Source organism: Christensenella tenuis, from assembly GCF_014287795.1.
In the GTDB taxonomy this organism is placed as follows: Bacteria; Bacillota; Clostridia; order Christensenellales; family Christensenellaceae; genus Christensenella; species Christensenella tenuis.
The window spans coordinates 239,789-261,930 of record NZ_JACOON010000005.1 but is presented as its reverse complement, the minus strand read 5'-3'; the positions used below and the strand labels follow the sequence as shown (position 1 = coordinate 261,930).

The window sequence follows — 22,142 nt, the reverse complement described above, 5'->3', positions numbered from 1 at the left end:
ATATCTCTTGAAAAAGGGGCATTCAATGGCATGATTTTTATAATTGAGATACCATTTTTAGGTCTTTTGCCTTTCGGAAGGAAAAAGCACCCCTGTCATAGAATTTGATCTTAATTGATTTTTCGGAGCATATGTGTATAATTAGGAGTGATATTATTATAATATCATTCAAATTTAATTTGTATTAAATTATTGCCGGCATCTCCGGATTGAATGTATCATTCATTTGAAAACAACTGAGAGGGAAAAAAGCATAGTATGAAAGTATTTATCGCTGATGATGAAATCTTCGTAATAGAGCTCCTTTTGCATCTGATTGACTGGAAAGCATTGGGTCTTGAGGTTGTTGGAACTGCAAAAGATGGAGTTACAGCTCTTGAGCAAATCAAAAAAAGCAATCCCGATATTGTAATTACAGATATTCGAATGCCCGGGCTTTCCGGCCTTGACCTGATTAAGGAAATACAGGCATTCAACCCCGCCGCAGCATTTGTTATTATCAGTGGCCATAACAACTTTGAATATGCACAGACAGCAATCCGGTTCGGAGTAAAGGATTACATTCTGAAACCAATTAATCAAAAAGATCTTACCGATATCCTTACAAACCTTACTGCGGAGCTAAAAAAACGTCAGCTCCATACAACGGAAATTAAGCAACTGAGCGAGCAGTTTGATGCTGCAAAGCTTAAAATGCATAATAATTTTCTGGAACAGGTTGTAAAAGGAACTTTTAAAGCAGAAGATTCCGCATCTGTCAACAACGAATTCCTGCTCAATCTCCAGCCCGGAATTTTTCAGTTCCTTATTTTGAAATTTGATTGTAGAAGTTTTGATGAAGATGTTCCGTTCCCTACACAATTATATGACCGTGTGCAGGCCAATATTGTTAAATATTTCGAAAGCATGTGTTTTGAAACGGTCTATAGCGCAAATACGGCGAAGTATCACGTAGTGCTTAACTATAGCCCGGCAAATTCCGGCAAACTTCAGCAAAGCTTGCAATGTTTTTTAGACGACATGGAGCTTATTTGCAAAAAATATTCAAATTTATATTTTACGATCTGCAAGGGCAGTGCGGAAACAGACCTCTCCCGGCTGCACATCTCATGTGAAAACGCCCAACGTGCCCAGCGTGCCCGCATTTTAAACAGGCTTGATATGATTATAGAGCCTCCTGTTCTCTATAACTCCGGCAAAGATTTGAATAAGATATTCCCAGAAGAAGCCAAGGACAGCTTGAAACGCAATATTGAGAAATTTGACCTGAATGAAATTCGCTCCCAAATCACACAGTTGTTTACGCTTGCGGAAGGCATCTGTGATGGCCAGGCAGAGCTAATTTGGGCACTTACAGAGCGTATATATAATTTGTTCCTTGATATTACACAAAACTTAGGGCTTTTCCCCGACCGTTCGGAAGAAAAAAATGCATTTTTAAGTTCGCTTGACAACTGCATGAATGTTGTTTCTGTGCGTGCTGCACTTATTTCCAGAATCACAGACCATATTAACCGTTATACGGCCCTTGAAGACAGTGCAGATAATACTTATATCACCATTGCCAAAAAATACATTGCAGATCATTACATGGAGAAAATTGCACTCGACGATATAGCCCAATTGGTGTTTCTCAACCCTGTATATTTTTCAATCCTCTTCAAGCAGGAAGTGGGAATCAATTTTGTAGATTATCTGAATAAATATCGTATTGAAATTTCTAAAGAATATTTGAAAGATATTTCCCAATCCCTTGCAGGGATTGCTGATCTTGTCGGATTCACGAATGCAAAATATTTTTCAAAAATTTTTAAACGAATCGTGGGGATCACGCCTTCGCAGTATCGCAAAAAATATATGCGGCATAATCAATTATAAATAAAGATGGAGCATACGCAATGTTATCTTCTATTTTATCTTTTATAAGAAAACGCAAAGGCGCAACGCATATTCTTTTTTTTGTACTGGTTTTGTTTGTTTTATGTTCTTTAGGATTATTTTTGGGCTGCGAATTACTTGTTGCAAATTCCGCCCTTTTTCCTGACCGTCATTCTTTTGATACTGCGCTTGATTTTATTTTTTTCATCTATTTCGCAGCGCAAACAGGCATTATCGTTTTTGTTTGTATAAAGTACATCAGGCCCCTTTATCAAAGCGATTGCCTCATTTTCGAAACATATGACCGGATCGCAAATTCGAAGGGCATAACCCGTTCGGGCTATTCCGGCAACTTTTATGAAGTGGTAGATACGGTAATTAGGCAACACAAGGATTCCTGGAATCGCGAACTTTCCGCTAACCTGCTTCGTCATAAGGCCGAGCTTTCCCAACTTCAGAGCCAAATCAATCCGCATTTTTTGTATAATACTCTGGAATCAATCCGCGGATTAGCCCTGATGAAAAATGTGCCGGAAATTGCCGAAATGCTGGAATCTCTTTCGCAGCTATTTCGCAATAATACGCGTAAAATCGGCCTATTGGTTCCCTTGTCGGATGAGATTAAAAATGTCGATAATTATATTTTAATTCAAAAATTTCGTTTCCAGGATAGGTTTACTTTTGAAAAAAAAATTGCCGATGGAGACCGTGACCTGACAAAGTGTCTGATTCCTAATTTTATTATTCAACCAATTTTAGAAAACGCCATCACCCATGGTCTCGAAAGCAAGCCTTCCGGCGGAAAAATTACGCTTTCAATTTATTCAACGCAATCCCGTCTCCTACTCCAGGTATCCGATAACGGAAGCGGGATTCCTGACAAAAAACTACGCGAGCTTATTTCTCTTTTGAACAGCGAAAAAATGGCTGATACAGCGGATAGCATACATGTAGGTATTGGAATTATCAACATCAATCAGCGGATTAAGATGCAATATGGTAACGAATACGGACTTTCGATTGCAAGCACGATCAATGTAGGAACACAGGTTGAGATTACGCTTCCGCTTCAATAGTTTCCTACACAATCACATCTCGCAGAATGCTTTGTAATAAGATAGCATTGCTTCTTCTGTGGTTTGTGCCGGATATACTTTATTGATTACCTGGCCCTCGTAAATAAAATAAATCTTTGTACATACCTTAATTAAATTCCGTACATTAGACGAAATAAACAGTGAAGCTTTCGGCCGGATGGGAGTTCCCCATATTTCGCGCACAAGCCTATCGTAGGCCACATCATCGAGGCCTTTGTCAAGGTTCTGGTAAATCATGACTTGTGGCAGGGTTGCCATAGCCCGGCTAATCAGTATCTTCTTTTCCGTATAGCGGTCAATTTGATTTCCGCCAGAGAGAAGGTGGGGCGGCTTCCAAATGGAAAGCGCCTCACTCGCGGCCAGAGTTGATGCGCTGTTATTTACAATTCCCGTCTTTGCGCTGAACTTTCGTAATGCGGTAATAGACACGTTTTCTTCAAAACTCATATTCGGGAATAATCTTGCCCTTCCAAAAACGATCCCAATTCCATATTTTGTGATATCTTCCGGGCTGCTAATCTCAATAGGGGTTCCATCCAACAAAATTTTCCCTTCCTGAAGAGGGACTTCCCCGATCAAAGCATCACAAAAATTCTTCACAAAGTGATGAGACATGCAGCACAAGCCAACCATTTCGTTTGCGATCAATTCGATATTCAGCTTATTTTTTTCTCCTGGAATCCTCACCCCGGAAAATTCGAGTATTTTTTTCTCACCCGGGCTCGGACGCCAGTAATACTCCCGGTCTTCCATCAGGCTGCCTGTCATAACGGAGGTAAGCATTTTTTCATCATACTCGTTTTTGGAAAAGGTCCCTACACTCATACCGCTGCGCAGCACAAAAATTCTGTCGCATAATTTAGATAAATTATGCGCTTTATGATCCGTTACAATAAAAGAAATATTAAGATTCCTCGTGAGCAAAGACAGCCATTTGCGCAAGGATGTCACCCAATGATGTGGAAAATCGTCGATATAGTGGTCGATCACCATAAGTTTTGCATTTTCGCTGATTGTTTTGATAATCTGTACCGCTAATCTCTGTAAACCATTTAAATCCCGCAAACGGTCCCCGGCCTGAAAACGAATGCCTGTCTCCTCAGAAAAAAGCACCCCTAAAAGCCGGCTGCAACGAGTGGACAGTTGTTTCATATTCAACAACTGTCCATCGTGCTTCCTGCGCATCACAAAAATATTTTCTGTAACCGTAAACTCCTTCAGGAGTTCCTGCTCTCCATGAATGTAGCAAATACCTAGTTCATTTGCTTGGGATGGCGAAGTGAAGAACACAGGATGATCCTCAAAATAAACGGTTCCTTTTTCCGCGCGAAGCCGCCCCGTCAGGATATCCATCAACTCAGATTTTCCCGCGTTATTCATTCCGAGCAGCCCAACAATCTCTCCCCTAAAAACGTTGAGCCTGGCATGCGCTAATATATTACTGCCGCATATGTTCTCCATTCGTACGAGCTCTTGCAATGAAATACTCCTCCGATGCTTCGTGCCCGTTATGGGGTCTGGACTCCTATTTCCAGAAAGTCTCTTTCATTTTATCACAATAGTATCTTGTCAAATCCCATTCCGCATCTGGTGCAATTCTATGATCCATGCAGGGGACAAACCCTCCTAAATCAACGAGGCGGCGGGCACGTTCAATTTCCTTATCGATTGCTGCTTTATCTTTGCTCAGCACATGCTTATTGATATTGCCCATCCCGCGAATCTCTTTTCCAAATTTTTTCCTCAGGGTTGCAAAATCGTATTCCCATGCCCCATACTCTACAGGAAACATGGTGTTTACCCCATTATCAAGCCAAATAGGAACCAATTCCTCGATAAATCCATCGCAGTCCACAGATACAATGTCAACGCCATGGCGCAAGCATTCATCTGCAATCCGTCTATAATGTTTTCCGACCTTTTCGCGGAATATTTCAGGACTTACAAGCGGGCCTTTATTATAGCATATGTCTTCCCAGAAATGAGCAAAATCGACTTTTACACCCGTGTCGAGCGTATGTTTTACAACATCATAACATAACTCTCCGATCGTATCAATACATTCAGTATAAAGATCCGGATCATCTATCTGCAAATAACTCAGTTCTACAATCCCCCAGTAATTGCGTAGTTTTCCATATAAGCTTCCGCAATAAACTGCCGTATGTCTTGACCGTGTATCATTTTCTGCAATCATCTTTTGGATCGCTTCCATATCAAGACGTTCTTCTGTCCATTGAAGCCGGGGGACATAGTGTTCTTCCCAGCTTTTCCTGTCCACAAGCGTATGTCCAAGTTCCGACGCAATCGAACCTGCTCCTTCTTTTCCTAACTCGAAGACGCCGTCGATATCCAGCTGCTTAAAGGATCCATCGTCATAGCGTTCAATAATTTGTTCTTCAAAAGCAGGGTATAATGGCATATCATACCAATCGCCTTTTTGCCCGGTGTATACAAGAATGTTATCATCAAATCCAAGTTTTTGTGCAATCGCGCGCTCATATTCATTTCCATCTGAACGGTTTCCATGACCGCTCAAAAGTACTGCGACCTCTTCATGGGTAAGATGTCCCTCCTGTTCCCATTTTTCCAAAGTCTCATTCCAAAAGCCAAAATGCATAACAGGCACTCGGTCATACGGTTTGTAATGAAGGATCGCGCTAATTCTTTCTCTGTTTGTATTTGTCATATTTCCCTCCCTAATTCACATATTGAATTTTATTGTTATTTAAAATGGTCATGAAACCTGAAAAGTCTTAAATGATATATGTATTATGCACATCTTTTTGAGACGACATCTAAGGCGTATCTGATACTAAATTTGGAGTATCACTTCCGGACTTCCGCTTATATACTTTCCTGAAAAATCTCCCGGACTTTTTCCGCAAAGGCAACTGCAAGTTTTCGATGATTTGCTGCATCCAGATGAAGCGCATCAACAGGGCCAGGTTCTGCGTATTTTGCCGCATCTAAAAAGTAGCAATTACATTGCGCTGCCTGTGCCTGAAAATATTTTGCAAATTCTTTTGAGTTTTTTCGTGCGTTTTCCCTCCCTAATTCGTCATAAATATCAGGCGCTGCCGTTTCAAGTTCCTCTCCAACGAGAATAGGGGATACAAGAAGTACTTTGGGCGCATTTCCTTCCGGGCCATCATTTCCGCTTTGGATCGCCTTCACCAAAACTCCTGCAGCACGGGCAATCTCCGGCGTATAGCCGGAAATCCGAACCTTGAGGTCATTTGTACCCAACATAAGGATAACAAGGTCTACCGGGGCATGCGTATTGAGGCAAGGCCTCAGATAGGTGAGGCCATTACGGTCCGGCCACGTTACATCGTCCCAAATTGAGGTGCGTGCATTGAGGCCTTCCTCAATAATCCTATATCCAGTGCCTAACATCTCCTGAAGTACGCTTGTCCAGCGGACACCCTCTGGATATCTTCCGAAATAGCTTTCGTCTTCCGGCTGTAATTCTGGGGCAAATCCCCAGGTATTCGAATCCCCAAAGCATACTATTGTTTTTCTCATCATATCCCCCGCTATCAATGCCCATTTGCAGCAAATAGTTCTTTATTCGCATCATAGATTTTTTGGAATTGCCTGTAGGTTAAACCGTAACGTTCATGCGCTTTCATATCCGGTTCATACGTCTCTTTTTTAAAAGTCACAAGTTTTCGTACCGCTTCCTGCACATCCCCAAACATTCCCGTTCCTATCCCTGCAAGGATACAAGCTCCAAGACAGGCCTGTTCGCGCACATCTGAAACCACGATTTCTTTTCCAAAAATGTCGGCCTGAATACGCAGCCATATTTTGCTATTTGCACCGCCCCCCGATGCGATAATCCTCTCCACCGGAAGATTCATTTTTTCAAATAATTCCAAGGAATCCCGGAGGCTGAACGTCACCCCCTCCATAACCGCCCTCGCAAAATGCCTCTTGTCATGGCGCATTGTAAGCCCGAAAAAGATTCCCCGTGCCTTTGGATCCATATGTGGCGTGCGTTCTCCGGCAAGGTAAGGAAGATAAATGAGTTCTTCACTGCATGGGGGCGCCTGTTGTGCCAAGGCCGATATCTCATCATACGACTCTGCATCAAATACATTGTTTTTCAGCCACTTTATTGACATTCCGCTGCATAATGCAGCCCCATAAATTGTATAGGCTTTGTTTACAGCATGGCAAAAAGTGTGTGTGCGAAGCTTCTTATCATAAATATCTTTTTCACTGTAAGTCGCAATTTGGCCTCCTGTTCCAATATTAGAGATGAACAGTCCTTCGCATACCGCGCCGTTGCCAATGCTTTGTGCCTGTTGATCCCCTGCGCCAAATACAACGGGAATTCCTTTGCGTAATCCGGTTGCTTTCGCTGCTTCCGCCGTTATCACGCCTGCAAGGTCTACCGATTCCCGGCAATCTGGAAATTTTTCAGGATCAAGTCCCAGTTTATCTAATAAATCAAATGCCCATTTTCGATTTTTGATATCAAATCCTGCCGTGGCGGATGCATCGCTTACTTCTGTTCCAATTGCTCCGGTGAGTTTCATACGGAGGTAATCTTTGGGCTGCATAATTTTATAACAGTCCCGATAAATATCCTTTTCATTTTCCTGAATCCACATAAAGGAAGGTACCGCAAACCCCGGAAAGGGACGGTTTTGTATGACTGTTGCAATCTCCTCCGAAGGAATTTTCTCCTGAAAGGCCCGCGTCTGGCGTTCAGAGCGTTGATCAAGCCATAGAATAGCATTTGTAACAGCCTCTTTATTCTTCCCTACCATTACGAGGCCATGCATTTGGCCTGAAAAACCAATTGCATCAATTTTTTCGAATATTGCCGTATTTTTTGCTCTAAGCTCATTCAGGCATGCAATCAATGCCTTCCACCATAAATCCGGTGATTGTTCTGCAAAACCGGTCTTCGGCATCGTTACATCATATTCCCGGTATGCTAGTATTGACATCCCGGTTTCAGGATTAAGCAGCATGGCTTTAAGGCCACTTGTCCCCACATCAATCCCCAGCAGCATACTTTTTCCTCCCGAAATTTTTACCGTTTTTCCAATAGTACCGTACTGGAAAATTGAAAACAATGACACAAATTTTATATTTCATTCCCTTATTTAAGGATTTTTTACAATCATAGCGATATTATGGCAACTTGTCCGTTCGCTTCGAAGCCACCTTAAAACAAAATTTTTTTGCAGGGTTCAGTGACCCTTTTGTTTCCATTTTCTGCAATCCGGGATTTCTATTTATCTCTGTCTGGAAAGGATATTTTTTGCAAAAACAACCCCCGGCAGAGCTGGGGGTTTCACAAAACGCCTGTAAGGCTATGTTACTGGCACAACGCCTTAAAAGGCGCATCGGCCTGACGCATGCAGACAGATCGCCTGCTGCCCGTAGTACTAAATGGGTCGCCCAGATACGGTATCTCCAGTTGTTCTCCATACTTGCCTCTATTCAATTGCCCTTTGATGTATTCTGCTATCTTCTTCCCGTTCTTTCCTGCCGTATCCACGTAGTACCCTCTACACCAGAAATGCCGATTCCCATACTTATACTTCATATTTGCGTGCCGATCGAATATCATCAGAGACCTTTTCCTTTTCAGATAACCCATTATCTCTGACATGCTATACTTTGGGGGAATGCGCAGTAACATATGCACATGATCTGGACATAATTCCGCTTCTATGATTTCAATTCCTTTTCTGGCACATAATTCGCGGAGTATTTTTCCTATATCTGTTTTAATCCTTCCGCATATTACCTGTCTCCGGAACTTTGCTGCCAATACTACATGATATTTGCATTCCCATGTTGTGTGTCCTAATGTATTTTTGTCCATTTGGACACCTCCTTTGCTTTTGTAATGCAGTTGGCCAGACTCGCACCATTCTAGCATTGGAGGTTTTTGCTTAAAGCTAAAGCTTTTTTACTCCCCCGGCATAGCCGGGGGATTATGTCTCGCTTAAACGCACAATCAAAAAAGCGTATTTTCATACGCTTTCAGACATATTTTTCATATTCCGGATATTCCCTGAGATTTTCCCTTAATATGATTTGGGATTTGGCGTTCACAATATCGTTTTCTTCAAAGCTTCCTTCCAGAATATATTTCAAGAGTGTTTTAGCCGCATAATAGCTCTGCCGTTCCGGCGCCTGCGCAATGATTCCCCAGCAGATTCTGTCCCTCAGCAATTTGGCGGTATAGTCGTTGAGGTCATAGCCAATCAGCATAGGACGGCTCTCCGGCGGCAGTTCACCAATTGCCCGTCCCGCGCCGACTGTGCCGGGCGCACTTGTCACAAATACAGCCGTTACATCCCCGTGCAGTTTTAGGTAATCCTTTACCGATTCGTAAGCAAGGTCGTCACGGTCGGCATAATCCCGTCCGGATACACGGTTGATTTCCGGATACTCCTCTTTTAGGAATTCCACAAATCCCTTTTTTCGCGCCCTATGGGAAAATACCTCTTTGAATCCTTTGAAAACAGCGACCTTTCCATGTCCCTGGCAAAACTTGCCAAGGAGGCTTGCTGCGACCCGGCCGGAGTTTGTATAATCTACACCGATAAAAAACAGACGTTTGCTTTTGACGGCATCTGAATTAAACGTTGCGATCGGTACGCCTTCATCGTACAGCCGATTGATCTCCCCTTCAAGCCCTTCGCCGCCCGTTGCGACGAGTACTCCGTCAAACTGTTCCCTACCGATTTTTCGCAGGACTTCCACCTGTGTTTTCGGGTTCAGGTTTTCCGTGGGAATATGATGAATTTGCAGCCCATAGTCCGAAAGCTCACGCTGCGCATCCCGGAATCCCCGTTCAATTTCACCAAAAAAGTAATCGGGCTGTTCCGGAAAAACAGCCGCGATATTAATTGTTTTTTTCTTGCCCAGCGCGCTCGCCAATTTATTCGGCTTGTAATGCATTTCCTCCGCGATCCGGAAAATCATTTTACTTGTTTCCGCGCTGATCCTTCCGCGATTGTTCAGGGCACGGTCCACTGTGCCGACGGAAACGTTTGCGGCTCGCGCTATATCCTTTATCGTAACCCGTTCGCTCATATCCATCCACCGCACTTTTTTCATTAATTTACTTTCATTATATCATATTGGTGAAAAGGCGCTCACTTAATTTTGCGTTTCAGTTACATGTAAATCCCCCGTCTACGCCGAGCAATGTCCCGGTTGTCCAGCCCGCATCTTCGGATGCAAAATAGGCTGCCGCCGCAGCAATATCATCTGCGCTTCCAAATTTACGCAGCCTGGTGGCCGAAAGCAGCGTTTCACGCATCGTTGGATCCCTAAACTGGTGGGCGTTGAGTTTGGTTTCTACCGGGCCGGGCAAAATCGCATTGACCGTAATACCGAACGTTCCGAGATGCGCGGCCATCGCCTTTGTCATCACGTTCAGCCCACCCTTGGCCGCGGCATAAGATACATTGAGCCCTTCTACATGTTTGGTTCCGCCGGAAGAAATATGAATGATTCTTCCGGGAACGCCCATATCCTTCATCTTCCGCGCAATCATCTGCGAAAGGAAGAAGGGCGCTTTCAGATTAATGGCAATCGTTCGGTCGAATCCTTCCTCTGTAATTTCAAAAAAGGATTCATCGCAAAATACGCCCGCATTATTGACCAGAACGTCCACCTGCCCCATGATGCGATAGGCTGCGGAGACGAGTTTTTTAACTCCATTCATATCTGCCAGATCCGCCCGCTCTATCCACGCTATTCCTCCCGCCACTTGAATTTCCTCTCTTACGCGCTGCGCGCCTTCCCGGTTGCCTGTATAGGTAATCAGCACGTGCAGGCCGTCGCGGGCAAGCCGCCTGGCAATTGCTGCGCCAAGACTGCCGGAACCGCCTGTGACCAGAGCATATTTCAGTTTCACCTGATCCCTCCTTACAGTTCATGCGGATAATTGGAAAGCAGTTTTGCACCGTCCTTTGTTATGTAAACCATATCTTCTGTACGCAGGCCAAATTCCCCGGGAATATAGATGCCCGGTTCCACGCATAAGACCATTCCTTCCCGAACCGGTGTATTGTTTGCTTGATGCACAATGGGTGTCTCATGGTAATTATAACCGGATGCATGGCCACAATTGTGTCGGTAATATTCTTTTCCATATCCGTTGGACGCGCAGTAAGCGTGACAGATCCGGTCAATCTCTCCGATTGGAGTTCCGGGAACTGCTGCCTCTATTCCACGCCGCTGCGCCTCAAGCAAAATGGCAAGTACATCTTTTGCTTTTTCCGGCGGCTCCCCTGCGCACATGCAACGCGTCAAATCCGCCCAGTAGCCATCGCACACTACTCCAAGTTCCATCACTATCACATCATTTTTGCAGATCATGCGCCCCGTCGTGCAGGCCCAGTGGGTCCATTGCTCCGCCCCCCGGTTTCCAGCATAGACAGATGAAAAACCGCGTGCGTAACGCGCCCCGCTGCGGCCCGTTCCTTGCGATAAAATCGTCCCTTCAAGCAATGCGGAAACATCTGCTTCCGTCATGCCGGGGCGAAGCGCACGCCTTACGGCCTCATATCCAATGCATGCGACCTCCGCCGCCTTTTGGATGGCCTGTGCCTCCCCCGGTTCTTTGACCATGCGGAGGGAAAGAATGGCATCCGCCGCATCAACAAAACATGCGTTGGGAAAAAAACGCCGTAAATGCTGCCAAGTAGGCAAAGAGGGATATTTAAAATCTCCGAACAGGCGACCTGAAGCCCCGTCTTCAAATGACTGTTCGATTCCGATTTTGGCATCCAGAAGCCCCATTTTTTTCAATACGCTGCGCAGTGTGTGCTCCATGCCGTCCATAGCTCCGCGCAGAAGCTCTGTACTTTCAAGTGCGTATGTGCACAATTCAAGGCCTTCTACTTCTTTTTCCGTATTTTGGAGTTCCGTCTCGGGCACGACCAGCACAGGGTTTCCCGTTTGTGGGATCACTGCGGCAGCAGCGTGGTTGCATGGCCAATAACCGGTAAGCGCAAGGATATTAACAGACATTCTGCAAAAAAGCGCGTCCAGTTTATACTTGCAAAGCAAGCCCTGAATCCGTTTCAGTTTGCTCCGGTTCATCGCAAGTCTCCTTTATAATTGATCGAATCAAGCATCACCGCAAGGAAGATGATAACAGCGCGTACAATGGTGTACACATAAGGAGACGCATTGAGCATAGCAAGTCCGTTCATAATAATCGTAATCAATATAATTCCGATAATTGCTCCCGGAAAGATCGTCCCCTTTCCGCCAAACAGGCTCGTCCCGCCGAGCACCGCCGCCGAGATCACAATAAATTCGTTTCCGTCCCCAAAGCTAAGCGCTACGCTGCCAATCTGCCCGGCCTGAAGCACACCTGAAACCGCGGCAAGCGTTGCACAGATTACATAACATAAAATAACGTCCCGGTTGATTTTGATCCCTGCTACCTGTGCCGATTTCGGCGAGTTCCCAATCGCAAGGATATGCCTGCCGAATACGCACCTGCGCAGCAGAAAATCAAATACAAGTATGACTGCTAAAAACAGGATAAATACGACGGGAATCATTCCCAGCCTGCTGTTTGAAAAGGACGACAGCGCAGATGCTTCCTGTACGAGCGACCCTGACATCATATAGCCGAGACCGCGCAGGATACTGCCCACGGAAAGCGTGACAATGAACGGCAGAATTTTAAATTTTGCGACAAGCACGCCATTCAGGAGTCCGATGCCGATTCCTACGGCGATTGCAACCAGATAGACGACAATATAGCCGATTCCGGTTTTCATCATTTCATCGTTCACCAATACGGAATTGTTGATCATCATGGCAACCAATACGGCTGTAAAATACATGTTGGAACCCACGGAAATATCAATTCCGGCTACGACCATAACAAATACCATACCAATTACGGCAATCCCCATCGGCGACGCCTGCTGGATAATAAGCAGGATATTATCCGGCGTCAGGAAACGTTCGTTTCCTACTGCAAATAGCACAATGATGACGCCGAACACAATAAATACGCCAAGGCGTGCGATAACCGATTTTACTTGGTTTCCGCCTAATTTTCTTTCCCTTACATTCTGATAATCCATTTTCCCTCTCCTGTCATAGCGCCAGCCGGATAATTGCTTCCTGGTTAAATTCCTCTTTGCCGATTTCACCGGTAATACGGCCTTCTTTCATAACCAGAATCCGGTCGCAGGTACCGATCAGTTCTTCCATCTCGGAAGACACCATCAGAATCGTCGCCCCGTTTGCCGCCATTTCAGCAATAATCGTATAAATTTCAAATTTCGCACCTATATCTACGCCCCGGGTGGGTTCATCCAGGAAAAAAATCCCAGGGGCATTCATGACCCATTTGCCAAATACAACCTTTTGCTGGTTTCCACCGGAAAGGCTTTCCGCTGTCTGCGACTCCGGGTCGGACACCTTGATCTTCAGATTTTCAATTGCCTCTTCTACAAGTTTGCGTTCCCTTTTACGGTTTACCACTCCTGCTTTGCCGCTCAGGGAAGGCAGCGCTACAAGTGACAAATTTTCAAAAATCGGTTTTTGTAGCAGCAGGCCTTCCTGGTGTCTGTCTTCCGTAACAAATGCAATCCTCTTTTTAATACTTTGCAGGGGAGTTTGCTTTTTTATTCGTTCCCCATGAACAATTATTTCGCCGCTGTCAGGCTTTTCTATGCCAAATGCAGTGCGCAGAAATTCTGTCCGGCCAGAGCCCATCAATCCATATATGCCCACGATTTCTCCCCGTTTCAGGGTAAGGGAAACACCTGCAACTTTGTTCTGCCACACGATATCTTTTGTCTCAAATACGATTTCGTCGGTGATAGATTTTTCAATAGCGGGATAGATTTGGTTCATTTCACGCCCGACCATTTTTTGGATAATTTCTCCCTTTGTCACATCACATGCGTTATCTGTACTGATTATATTTCCATCTCTCAAAACTGATATTGTATCGCACAATGCAAATACATCTTCCAGGATATGAGAAATATAAATAATTGTAATCCCGTTTCCCTTCAGCCCATTGATGGTATGGAACAGTTTTTCTTTTTCTTTAAACGAAAGGGAAGTTGTCGGTTCATCGAAAATCAGTATGCGCGGTTTTTTCATCAGCGCTTTTGATATCTCGATCATTTGCCTTATCCCCGCAGGCAACGCCTCTATCTTCATATCCGGCGCAACCGGAAGATCATACTCTTTTATTTTTTCCTGTGCCGTCTTTCTTATTTTTTGATAGTTAATCTTTCCCATGTGGACCGGGAATGCTTCTATGAACATATTTTCAGCTACTGTAAGGTTCGTGAATAAGTTCAGTTCCTGATGAACAAAGGCAATTCCCGCATTTGCGGCATCCGCAGGCGTAACCGGACTATAGGCTTCCCCCAACACTTCCATTGTCCCTGCGTCTTTGGAAATGACGCCGCCAATTACATTCATCAATGTCGATTTCCCCGCGCCATTTTCGCCGACCAGTCCACAGATCTCGCCTTCTCCAATCGAGAGGTTGATTCCGTGCAATACTTTGACACCTGAAAAACTCTTTTCAATTCCCGAAAGCCGGAGTGCTGTATTTTTCATTTCTTTGCCTCCAGTACCATCATTTTAGTTTTTCTTTTTCCAATTCCATTTACCATTCCCATCATAGTAGATACAAGAATCAGGATTCCCTGAATGACCGTGATGACATACCAATCTACTCCAAGCAGGTTCATGGTATTGTTAATCAGCGTAATGAAAAGCACGCCCAACAGCGTTTGCTTCAATCCCCCAAAACCGCCTGCCGTGCTCGTTCCACCTACAATAATTGCGGCCATAATGCTGATAAACAACTTATCGCCCAAGGAGGGCATTCCCACCTGGTTGCGCGCAGTGGAAAGAACGCTTGCAAGGGCCGCCATCATTCCCGAAATAAACATGATCAGCATAATTACTTTTTTCACGGGAATTCCCGAAATATATGCCGTTTTCGGGTTAACGCCTACTGCATAGAGGCTACGCCCGAAGCGAGTGTATTTCAGCAGCCAAAAGCAAAATGTCCATGCAGCAACAGCAATCAGGATCGGAACCATAAAATAGCCACCTTCTCCTCCAAGAATAAAAAATCCGTCCGGCAGCCCGGTAATCGAGGTCTTTTCCGTGACAAGGCTGCAAAACAGCACAGCCACCCCGGAAAACGCAAGCTGGGTAGCCAACGTGGCGATAAAAGAAGGCATTTTCAGCACAGCTACTGCGAATCCGTTGATCAGCCCAACCACTGCGCCGACTGCCAGCATCGCAATAATTGCAACGGCAATGGCCATCGGAGGATTGGAAGCAATTGGGGAAAACACCATAATATATGCGCCAATTACGCTTCCAAGTGATAATACGGAAGTAACGGAAAAATCAATTCCCCCGTTCAGGACCACAAATGTTACCCCGCAGCATACGACAAGCAAATCGGAAGCTTGCAGGAAAAAAACCTTGATATTATAAAACGAAGCAAAATTCGGAACAAAAATGCATGATATCACCAGACATACCGCCAGAATTGGTAAAATCGGAGCATCCCTGCATATATTCTGTAATCCTTTACGGATGCCGTTTGTTTCTGATTTCATTTGGTTTCTCCTCAGCAAGTGCTCATAATTTTATTGGATTTGGGACCGCCCAGTAGCAAGTGGCTCCGGGCAGCCCCACTGCATTGCTTACTTCAGCAGACCATAGCTATAAATTGTTGGTCCAACTTCTTCGAAATTTTCAAATGTGATGATCTTACCGGGATCATACAGGATATTTTCCTCCGGGGTTTCACCGTTCAAAAGCTTTTGTGCCCATTCGATGCACATCTGGCCTTCCAGTACTGCGTCCTGCGCCGCATTTGCTTCACTGTAGCCGTCTTTCATATACTGCATCCCGACTTCATCTCCGTCAAAACTTACGACCGCAACATGGTTTTCCTCTCCAATTTTTGCCCAGCGTCCGGTTTGTTCGAGGGAAGAACGGATCGGAGGCCACAGATAGTCTGACGGGGAAATAATCAGGTCGATATCCGGATTGGCTTGAAGTGCATTTTGCAGTCCCTTCAGGGCCGTATCGAGGTTCCAGTCTGTCGGAACCTCCGCAACAATATCATATACATCCGAATTGGCCGCAATTGCCTCGTCATGTCCCTGTTTGCGAAGCACCGCATTTTCATCGCTCAGACTGCCAATCAGCAAAATCGCCTTATAGCTCTTTCCCTCTTTCCGCGCAATTTCTGCGAAAGTATCCAGTACGTCTGTTGCCATCGTTTTATTATCCGCCACAACCTGCACATCGGGCAGCACATCTCCTGTCACCGAACGATTGTCCATGATCATTGGAATCCCCGCGTCCTTACATTTCTTTACGGATGAAACAATCGCTCCGCTGTCCTTTGGGCCGCATACAATTGCATCAACGCCCTGGGCGATCAGATTTTCGATCTGCTGGTTTTGCTTTGTGGCATCGCCTTCCGCCATCACCGTCACAAGCTCCATGCCTGCCGCCTGCGAGGCTTCTTCCATGGCATCGAGATTAGCAACCCAGAAAGGGGAAACGAGCGAATCAAACGACACGCCGATTTTAGCTCCACCCGTCTGCGGAGCGGCAGACGTTTCTTCCGCGGCAAGCGTTTCCGTTTCCGATGCGGCGGCAGAGGTTTCCTGTCCTCCGGCGGCCGGCTGTGCACCACATCCCAAAAGGGTCAAGACCAGCAACACTGTTAGAACGATCAAGCCTATTTTTTTCATTTGTTTTCCTCCTCACAGTCCTTTATTATTTTACCTGTCGGCAAATTGAATTTATTACCACGCGGTATGGCCGCCGTCTACAAGCAGCGTATGCCCCGTAATGAACCGTGCCGCACCCGATGCCAGGAACACCGCGGGTCCTACGACGTCGTCCACCTCTCCGAGCCGCCCCAAGGGAATATTATGTAAAAAGTATTCTCCTTTTTCCGGATGCTCTTCGATCAACCGGTTGATCAGCGGCGTGCGTACGTGGGTGGGGGCAATGACGTTGACCAGTATATTATATTTTGCCCACTCAATCGCCAGACAGCGTGACATCGCTACGATCCCTCCCTTACTCGCCGCATAATTGATGTTACCCGTTTCCACACCTACCATGCATGTAATAGACGCCATATTGATAATCCTGCCGCCACGGCCCCGGGCAATCATTTGTTTTCCTACTGTTGTACAAAAATTGTAAGCGCTTTTCAGGTTTACACAGAGTACCTTGTCCCACTGTTCTTCCGTCATTTCTTCCGCCGGGGCGCGCATCCCGATTCCCGCATTATTGACGAGAACATCAATTGGGCCGAACTTATCCGTAATCTCCCGCACCACCTGTTCCACCATAACATGATCGGAGACGTCGCAGCGCAATGCGCATGCTTTTCCTCCATCCGTGCAAATTTCATCCGCTACTCTCTGCGCCGCCGCAAGATCCCAATCGATCACCGCAACGGCAGCGCCCGCCTGCGCATATCCCTTTGCAATCCCCGCGCCGATTCCATTTCCCGCACCTGTCACTGCGGCAATTTTATGTGCCAATTCAAAATCCGCTTTATTCATTTCGAAATTCCTCCAAAAGTTTTTCGTTTGGTGTTACGAGTACCTTGATTTGGTTCCTATCCTCAATCAACCTGTGAATTCCCTGTGTAAGCGCGTCTTTTAAGGGAAGGTGGCTGGTAATCATAGGCTTTACATCCACGCGTCCATCACAAATATATTTCATTGCCCAGGCAAATTCGCGTTCGTAAGAGTGGGCGACCGTTCCCAATATTTCCTTTTCATCCAGAATAATACTGAGCGCATTAATTGGAATATCCCCGTTTGCCACGCTAGTGAAAACGCAGCGCTCTCCCCGCTTGGTGAGCCGGTAAGCGAGCTGCATAGCCGGAATATTTCCGCCGGTATCGACCACAAGATCACTCCCCAGACCTCCCGTTTCCTGCCAATACTGTTCTTCCCAGCCTTCCTCTCGGGAATTCAACACAAGATCCGCCCCCATCTGTGCAGCGACTTCAGCGCGATGGCCGCCCCGGGCAATGCAAATCACCCTTGATGCCCCGGCGACCTTTGCCATCGCAATGGAGCAAAGTCCAATAGGGCCTGCGCCCACAACAGCAACGGAATCCCCAATCTTAATCCTTCCCTTCTTCAGGGCGCGCACACATACCGCAAGCGGTTCTGCGACCGCAATCTCATCTGCCCCAACGCCACTGTAAATGATGCAGTTCTCCGCAGGCACATTGACATATTCCGCAAATCCTCCGTCACAATGCTGCCCAATGGAGAGATACTGTTCGCACCGCCCAAAGTCGCGCAGCTTGCACCAATAACATTTTCCGCAGCCTACCACGCACTCTACCGCAACCTTATCGCCCGCAACTACATTCCTGACGCCCTTTCCCGTTTCATACACCGTGCCCGAAAATTCATGACCGATTACAATGGGTGCGGCGCATCCGGATTGCGGATGCGGTTCGTGTACAGGAATAACGCCTCCGTATAGATAATCCTCAATATCCGATCCGCAAATTCCACACCAGTCAATCTTTATTTTTACGAATCCCGCCGATGGCTGCGGGGGTTCCGGCCAATTTTCTTCGTAGCGAATGTCTCTTACGTCATAGAATACCAAAGCCTTCATATAACTTCCCCTTTTGTCAAGTAATATCGCTTGATACTGTATATCTAGTCTATCTTACGTTTGCGTGTGCGTTACCGCAAATGTTATGAAAATATTTCATCCTTTTTTACAACATACTTTTTAGTTTTTATCAATGAATCATATAAAAAGACTTGCGTGTGCGTTACCGCAACTTAATTTTAAAATACTACAAGTGTCTCGCTTTGTCAACCTATTTTTTCAAAAAATAGTTAAAATAAAAAAACCGCAATTCCAAATTCTGTCGGAATCGCGGTTTCCTACAGTTTTTATACGTTCTTGCCGCAGCAATTTTTATATTTCTTGCCGCTGCCGCACGGGCACGGCTCATTGCGGCCCACCTTCTTTTCCACGTGTACGGGCATCTGCGCCTGCCCCGCGCCAGCATTGGTATTCATCCGCTGACCGGATGGAGCGCTGGCCGCAACCGGGTTCCCATCGGCATCCACGTTCGCATGTACATTTTTTACTTCACGTTGTTCCACTTTGCTTTCCACCTTGATGTGGAAAAGCATATAAATCGTCTCTTCACGGATTGCGTCCACCATGGTATCAAACATGTCGAAGCCTTCGATGCGGTATTCATTGATCGGGTCGCGCTGGCCGAGCGCCCTCAGGCCGATACCCCGCCGGAACTGGTCCATTGCGTCGATATGGTCCATCCATTTAGAGTCTACCACACGCAGCAGCACCATGCGCTCCACATCGCGCATGCTGAATCCCGCTCCCGACATCTCCTCTTCTTTGGTTGCGTAGAAAGACATCACCGCATCCAAAATCTCCTGCTGCAGCCGTTTTTCTTCCGCCTGTTCCCGCTGTTCATCCGTATAGGGCACAAGTTTAATACCGAAAACACGCTCGATATATGCATAAAGATCATCCCAATCCCATTCCTCGGGATATTTACCTTTGGGGCAATAAACCGCCATGGCCTGCTCGATCAGCGACGTGATCATCGACCTGATATTATCAGAAATATCATCGCCCATCAGCACTTGCTTGCGCTGCCCATAGATCACTTCGCGCTGTTTATTCATAACGTCGTCATAGTCAAGGACGTGTTTTCTCAAATTGAAGTTGTTGCTTTCAATGCGTTTTTGGGCGTTTTCAATCTGCTTGGTCATCATACCGAATTCAAGCGGAATATCATCGTCTCCGCCGGAAAGCCTGTCCATTACGCCCTTCACGCGGTCTCCCCCGAAAAGGCGCATAAGATCGTCTTCCAGCGCAATGTAAAATTTGGACGAACCCGGGTCTCCCTGCCGCCCGCTGCGCCCGCGGAGCTGGTTATCAATCCGGCGGGATTCATGCCGCTCCGTACCGATGATGGCAAGCCCGCCCAGCGCCACGACTTCATCGTGTTCCGCATCTGTAATTTTTTTATGCTTTTCTACGAGCTCAGTATATTTCTTACGGGCTTCAAGAATTTCCGGATCCTTTGTTGCCGCATGGCTGACCGCATTCTCGATCATTTCCTCTTCCATGCCATCCGCGCGCATTTCATTGCGTGCAAGGTAATCCGCATTGCCTCCAAGGATGATATCCGTACCGCGCCCGGCCATGTTGGTGGCAATAGTAACGGCATTCTTTTTACCTGCCTGCGCAATAATCTGCGCCTCCCGCAGGTGATTTTTTGCATTCAGTACTTCATGCTTGATTCCCTTCCGCACGAGCAGAGAGGACAAATATTCACTGTCCGAAACGGACACCGTACCTACGAGGATCGGCCTGCCCGTTTCATGTACTTTGGCAATCTCTTCCACCACAGCGGCAAATTTGCCCTTCTTGGAACCGTAAATGACGTCGTTTTGATCCTTACGCACCATGGGACGGTGCGTAGGAATTTCCACAACCTGCAAATTGTAAATGCTCTGGAATTCCGCTTCCTCTGTTTTTGCCGTACCCGTCATGCCCGAAAGCTTGTGGTACATGCGGAAGAAATTCTGGAAGGTAATGGTCGCAAGCGTTTTGGATTCGCGTTCCACCTTAACGCCTTCCTTGGCCTCAATTGCCTGATGCAGCCCATCGGAATAGCGGCGGCCGATCATCAAGCGGCCTGTGAATTCATCCACGATGACGACTTCCCGGTCCTCCGTGACCACATACTCCCGGTCCCGTACGAACAGCCTATGCGCCTTTAATGCCTGGTTGATATGATGTACAATCTCCGTATTTTCAATATCGGTCAGGTTATCGAGTTTAAAAAACTGCTCTGCTTTCTTTACGCCCTCTTCCGTCAGGTTGATGGCCTTCATTTTTTCATCGACTTCGTAATCGTCTTCCTCTTTTAAGCGGCTTACAAACTTATCCGCCTGCTGGTAAAGATCCGTGCCTTTGTCTCCCTGTCCGGAAATAATCAGCGGGGTACGCGCTTCGTCGATCAGGATACTGTCCACTTCGTCGACAACCGCAAAATTCAGTTCGCGCTGTACAAGGTCGCTTTTCCGTACAACCATGTTATCCCGCAGGTAATCGAACCCGAGTTCATTGTTTGTGGAATATACGATATCGCACGCATACGCTTTCTGTTTCTGCGCTTTATCCATTTCCCGTGTGACAAGCCCTACCGTGTAGCCAAGGTAGCGGAACACCTTTCCCATCCACTCGCTGTCACGCTTAGCCAGATATTCGTTTACCGTAACAATATGCACGCCCTTGCCGGAGATAGCATTCAAAACCGCCGGAAGCGTCGCCACGAGCGTTTTCCCTTCGCCTGTCTTCATCTCGGCAATGTTGCCTTGGTGAAGGACGATACCGCCCAGCACCTGCTCATAAAAATGCTTCATTCCGAGGACCCTTTGACTCGCCTCGCGCACCTGCGCAAACACCTCAGGCAGCAGGCTGTCAAGGGATTCGCCATCCTCCTGATGGCGTTTTTTATATTCTTCTGTTTTGGCAACGAGCTCTTCGTCGCTCATCCTTTCAAACTGTGAAGAAAGCGTCTCTACCTTGTCCGCAAGCTTTTTGACCGGCCGGAGCGCCGAATTTCCGAATAATCCCATTTTATTTAAAACCTTCTCTCTTGTTTTCGATAGTTGTCCAATTCTCTTTATTTTATCAAAGACAATCATCGAAGTAAACAAATCCACCTAAATTCCGCGAATTGTTCACAAATTATTGTTATTTGGAACGGCCCGCATTATAATCAAAGACAAGCGGAAAAGAATCCGCGTCTGTGGTTGAAAGCCGATGCCAGTCGCAGGCAAAGCGGTCCACGTAAGCTGTGTTTTTGGCGCAGTGAGCATAGTGCGGCTAGACGTAAGCCCGTCCGTCCAGCAAAGGGCGAGAGAAGTAAGAGTGGCATAACCGCTGCGGGGCTTCCGGGCGGCGAATGTGGGGGAAAAGACCAGGTCAGGCGGATCCTTTGCCGCTCATTTTTATTTTTTGTAGAGGAATTTCCCATTCCTTTGACGAATTATTAAGTAGGATTTTTTATCCTTCAGGCACGGGTTTTCCCATTGCCTCAGCGCC

General features: G+C 46.3%; 17 protein-coding genes. 2 read left to right on the top strand and 15 right to left on the bottom strand.

The window, feature by feature from the left end:
- Positions 1-258: 258 nt before the first annotated feature.
- Together H8S18_RS10745 and H8S18_RS10740 are read left to right on the top strand one after the other, a co-directional pair.
- On the top strand, positions 259-1,878 hold the full coding sequence (locus H8S18_RS10745; RefSeq protein ID WP_186858265.1) for a response regulator transcription factor: 1,620 nt from the start codon (positions 259-261) through the stop codon (positions 1,876-1,878).
- A 20-nt stretch (positions 1,879-1,898) separates the two neighbouring features.
- Entirely contained in the window at positions 1,899-2,954 is a 1,056-nt protein-coding gene (locus H8S18_RS10740) for a sensor histidine kinase (RefSeq protein ID WP_186858264.1), read from the top strand.
- Between the two features lie 12 nt (positions 2,955-2,966).
- Here H8S18_RS10740 and H8S18_RS10735 read toward each other — a convergent pair whose 3' ends face one another.
- The 15 genes from H8S18_RS10735 to secA all read right to left on the bottom strand — a co-directional run bounded on the left by H8S18_RS10735 (position 2,967) and on the right by secA (position 21,673).
- Positions 2,967-4,436, bottom strand: a complete 1,470-nt coding sequence (locus tag H8S18_RS10735; protein ID WP_186858263.1) for an ATP-binding cassette domain-containing protein — start codon at positions 4,434-4,436, stop codon at positions 2,967-2,969.
- A gap of 64 nt (positions 4,437-4,500) precedes the next feature.
- The gene (locus H8S18_RS10730; RefSeq protein ID WP_186858262.1) at positions 4,501-5,664 is read right to left on the bottom strand and encodes a uroporphyrinogen decarboxylase family protein; all 1,164 of its coding nucleotides are present in this window, start codon (positions 5,662-5,664) and stop codon (positions 4,501-4,503) included.
- 158 nt (positions 5,665-5,822) lie between these two features.
- Positions 5,823-6,503: an SGNH/GDSL hydrolase family protein gene (locus H8S18_RS10725; RefSeq protein ID WP_186858261.1), complete on the bottom strand. Its 681-nt coding sequence runs from the start codon at positions 6,501-6,503 to the stop codon at positions 5,823-5,825.
- Between the two features lie 14 nt (positions 6,504-6,517).
- A complete protein-coding gene (gene xylB, locus H8S18_RS10720; RefSeq protein WP_186858260.1) occupies positions 6,518-8,005 on the bottom strand; it encodes a xylulokinase in 1,488 nt (495 codons plus the stop codon).
- A 308-nt stretch (positions 8,006-8,313) separates the two neighbouring features.
- Positions 8,314-8,826: an IS200/IS605 family transposase gene (tnpA, locus tag H8S18_RS10715; protein ID WP_186858259.1), complete on the bottom strand. Its 513-nt coding sequence runs from the start codon at positions 8,824-8,826 to the stop codon at positions 8,314-8,316.
- A 161-nt stretch (positions 8,827-8,987) separates the two neighbouring features.
- Positions 8,988-10,046: a LacI family DNA-binding transcriptional regulator gene (locus H8S18_RS10710; protein ID WP_186858258.1), complete on the bottom strand. Its 1,059-nt coding sequence runs from the start codon at positions 10,044-10,046 to the stop codon at positions 8,988-8,990.
- A 79-nt stretch (positions 10,047-10,125) separates the two neighbouring features.
- Positions 10,126-10,875 (bottom strand): SDR family NAD(P)-dependent oxidoreductase, encoded by a 750-nt coding sequence (locus tag H8S18_RS10705; RefSeq protein ID WP_186858257.1) that lies wholly within the window; start codon positions 10,873-10,875, stop codon positions 10,126-10,128.
- Positions 10,876-10,886: 11 nt separating this feature from the next.
- Positions 10,887-12,065 (bottom strand): M24 family metallopeptidase, encoded by a 1,179-nt coding sequence (locus H8S18_RS10700; RefSeq protein ID WP_186858256.1) that lies wholly within the window; start codon positions 12,063-12,065, stop codon positions 10,887-10,889.
- Positions 12,062-13,069, bottom strand: coding sequence for an ABC transporter permease (locus H8S18_RS10695; RefSeq protein ID WP_186858255.1), 1,008 nt, complete (start codon positions 13,067-13,069; stop codon positions 12,062-12,064). Before H8S18_RS10695 ends, H8S18_RS10700 begins: the two co-directional genes overlap by 4 nt.
- 13 nt (positions 13,070-13,082) lie before the next feature.
- A complete protein-coding gene (locus H8S18_RS10690) occupies positions 13,083-14,570 on the bottom strand; it encodes a sugar ABC transporter ATP-binding protein (protein WP_186858254.1) in 1,488 nt (495 codons plus the stop codon).
- Positions 14,567-15,592 carry an ABC transporter permease gene (locus H8S18_RS10685; RefSeq protein ID WP_186858253.1) on the bottom strand — a complete coding sequence of 342 codons (1,026 nt, stop codon included), beginning with the start codon at positions 15,590-15,592 and terminating at the stop codon, positions 14,567-14,569. Before H8S18_RS10685 ends, H8S18_RS10690 begins: the two co-directional genes overlap by 4 nt.
- Before the next feature lie 87 nt (positions 15,593-15,679).
- A complete protein-coding gene (locus H8S18_RS10680) occupies positions 15,680-16,744 on the bottom strand; it encodes a sugar ABC transporter substrate-binding protein (RefSeq protein WP_186858252.1) in 1,065 nt (354 codons plus the stop codon).
- A 54-nt stretch (positions 16,745-16,798) separates the two neighbouring features.
- Positions 16,799-17,572, bottom strand: a complete 774-nt coding sequence (locus H8S18_RS10675; RefSeq protein WP_186858251.1) for an SDR family NAD(P)-dependent oxidoreductase — start codon at positions 17,570-17,572, stop codon at positions 16,799-16,801.
- Positions 17,565-18,653, bottom strand: a complete 1,089-nt coding sequence (locus H8S18_RS10670; RefSeq protein ID WP_186858250.1) for a zinc-dependent alcohol dehydrogenase — start codon at positions 18,651-18,653, stop codon at positions 17,565-17,567. The genes H8S18_RS10675 and H8S18_RS10670 overlap by 8 nt, the downstream gene beginning before the upstream one ends.
- A gap of 287 nt (positions 18,654-18,940) precedes the next feature.
- Complete coding sequence (gene secA / locus H8S18_RS10665) at positions 18,941-21,673, bottom strand: preprotein translocase subunit SecA (protein WP_186858249.1); 2,733 nt, start codon at positions 21,671-21,673, stop codon at positions 18,941-18,943.
- Positions 21,674-22,142: the final 469 nt, after the last annotated feature.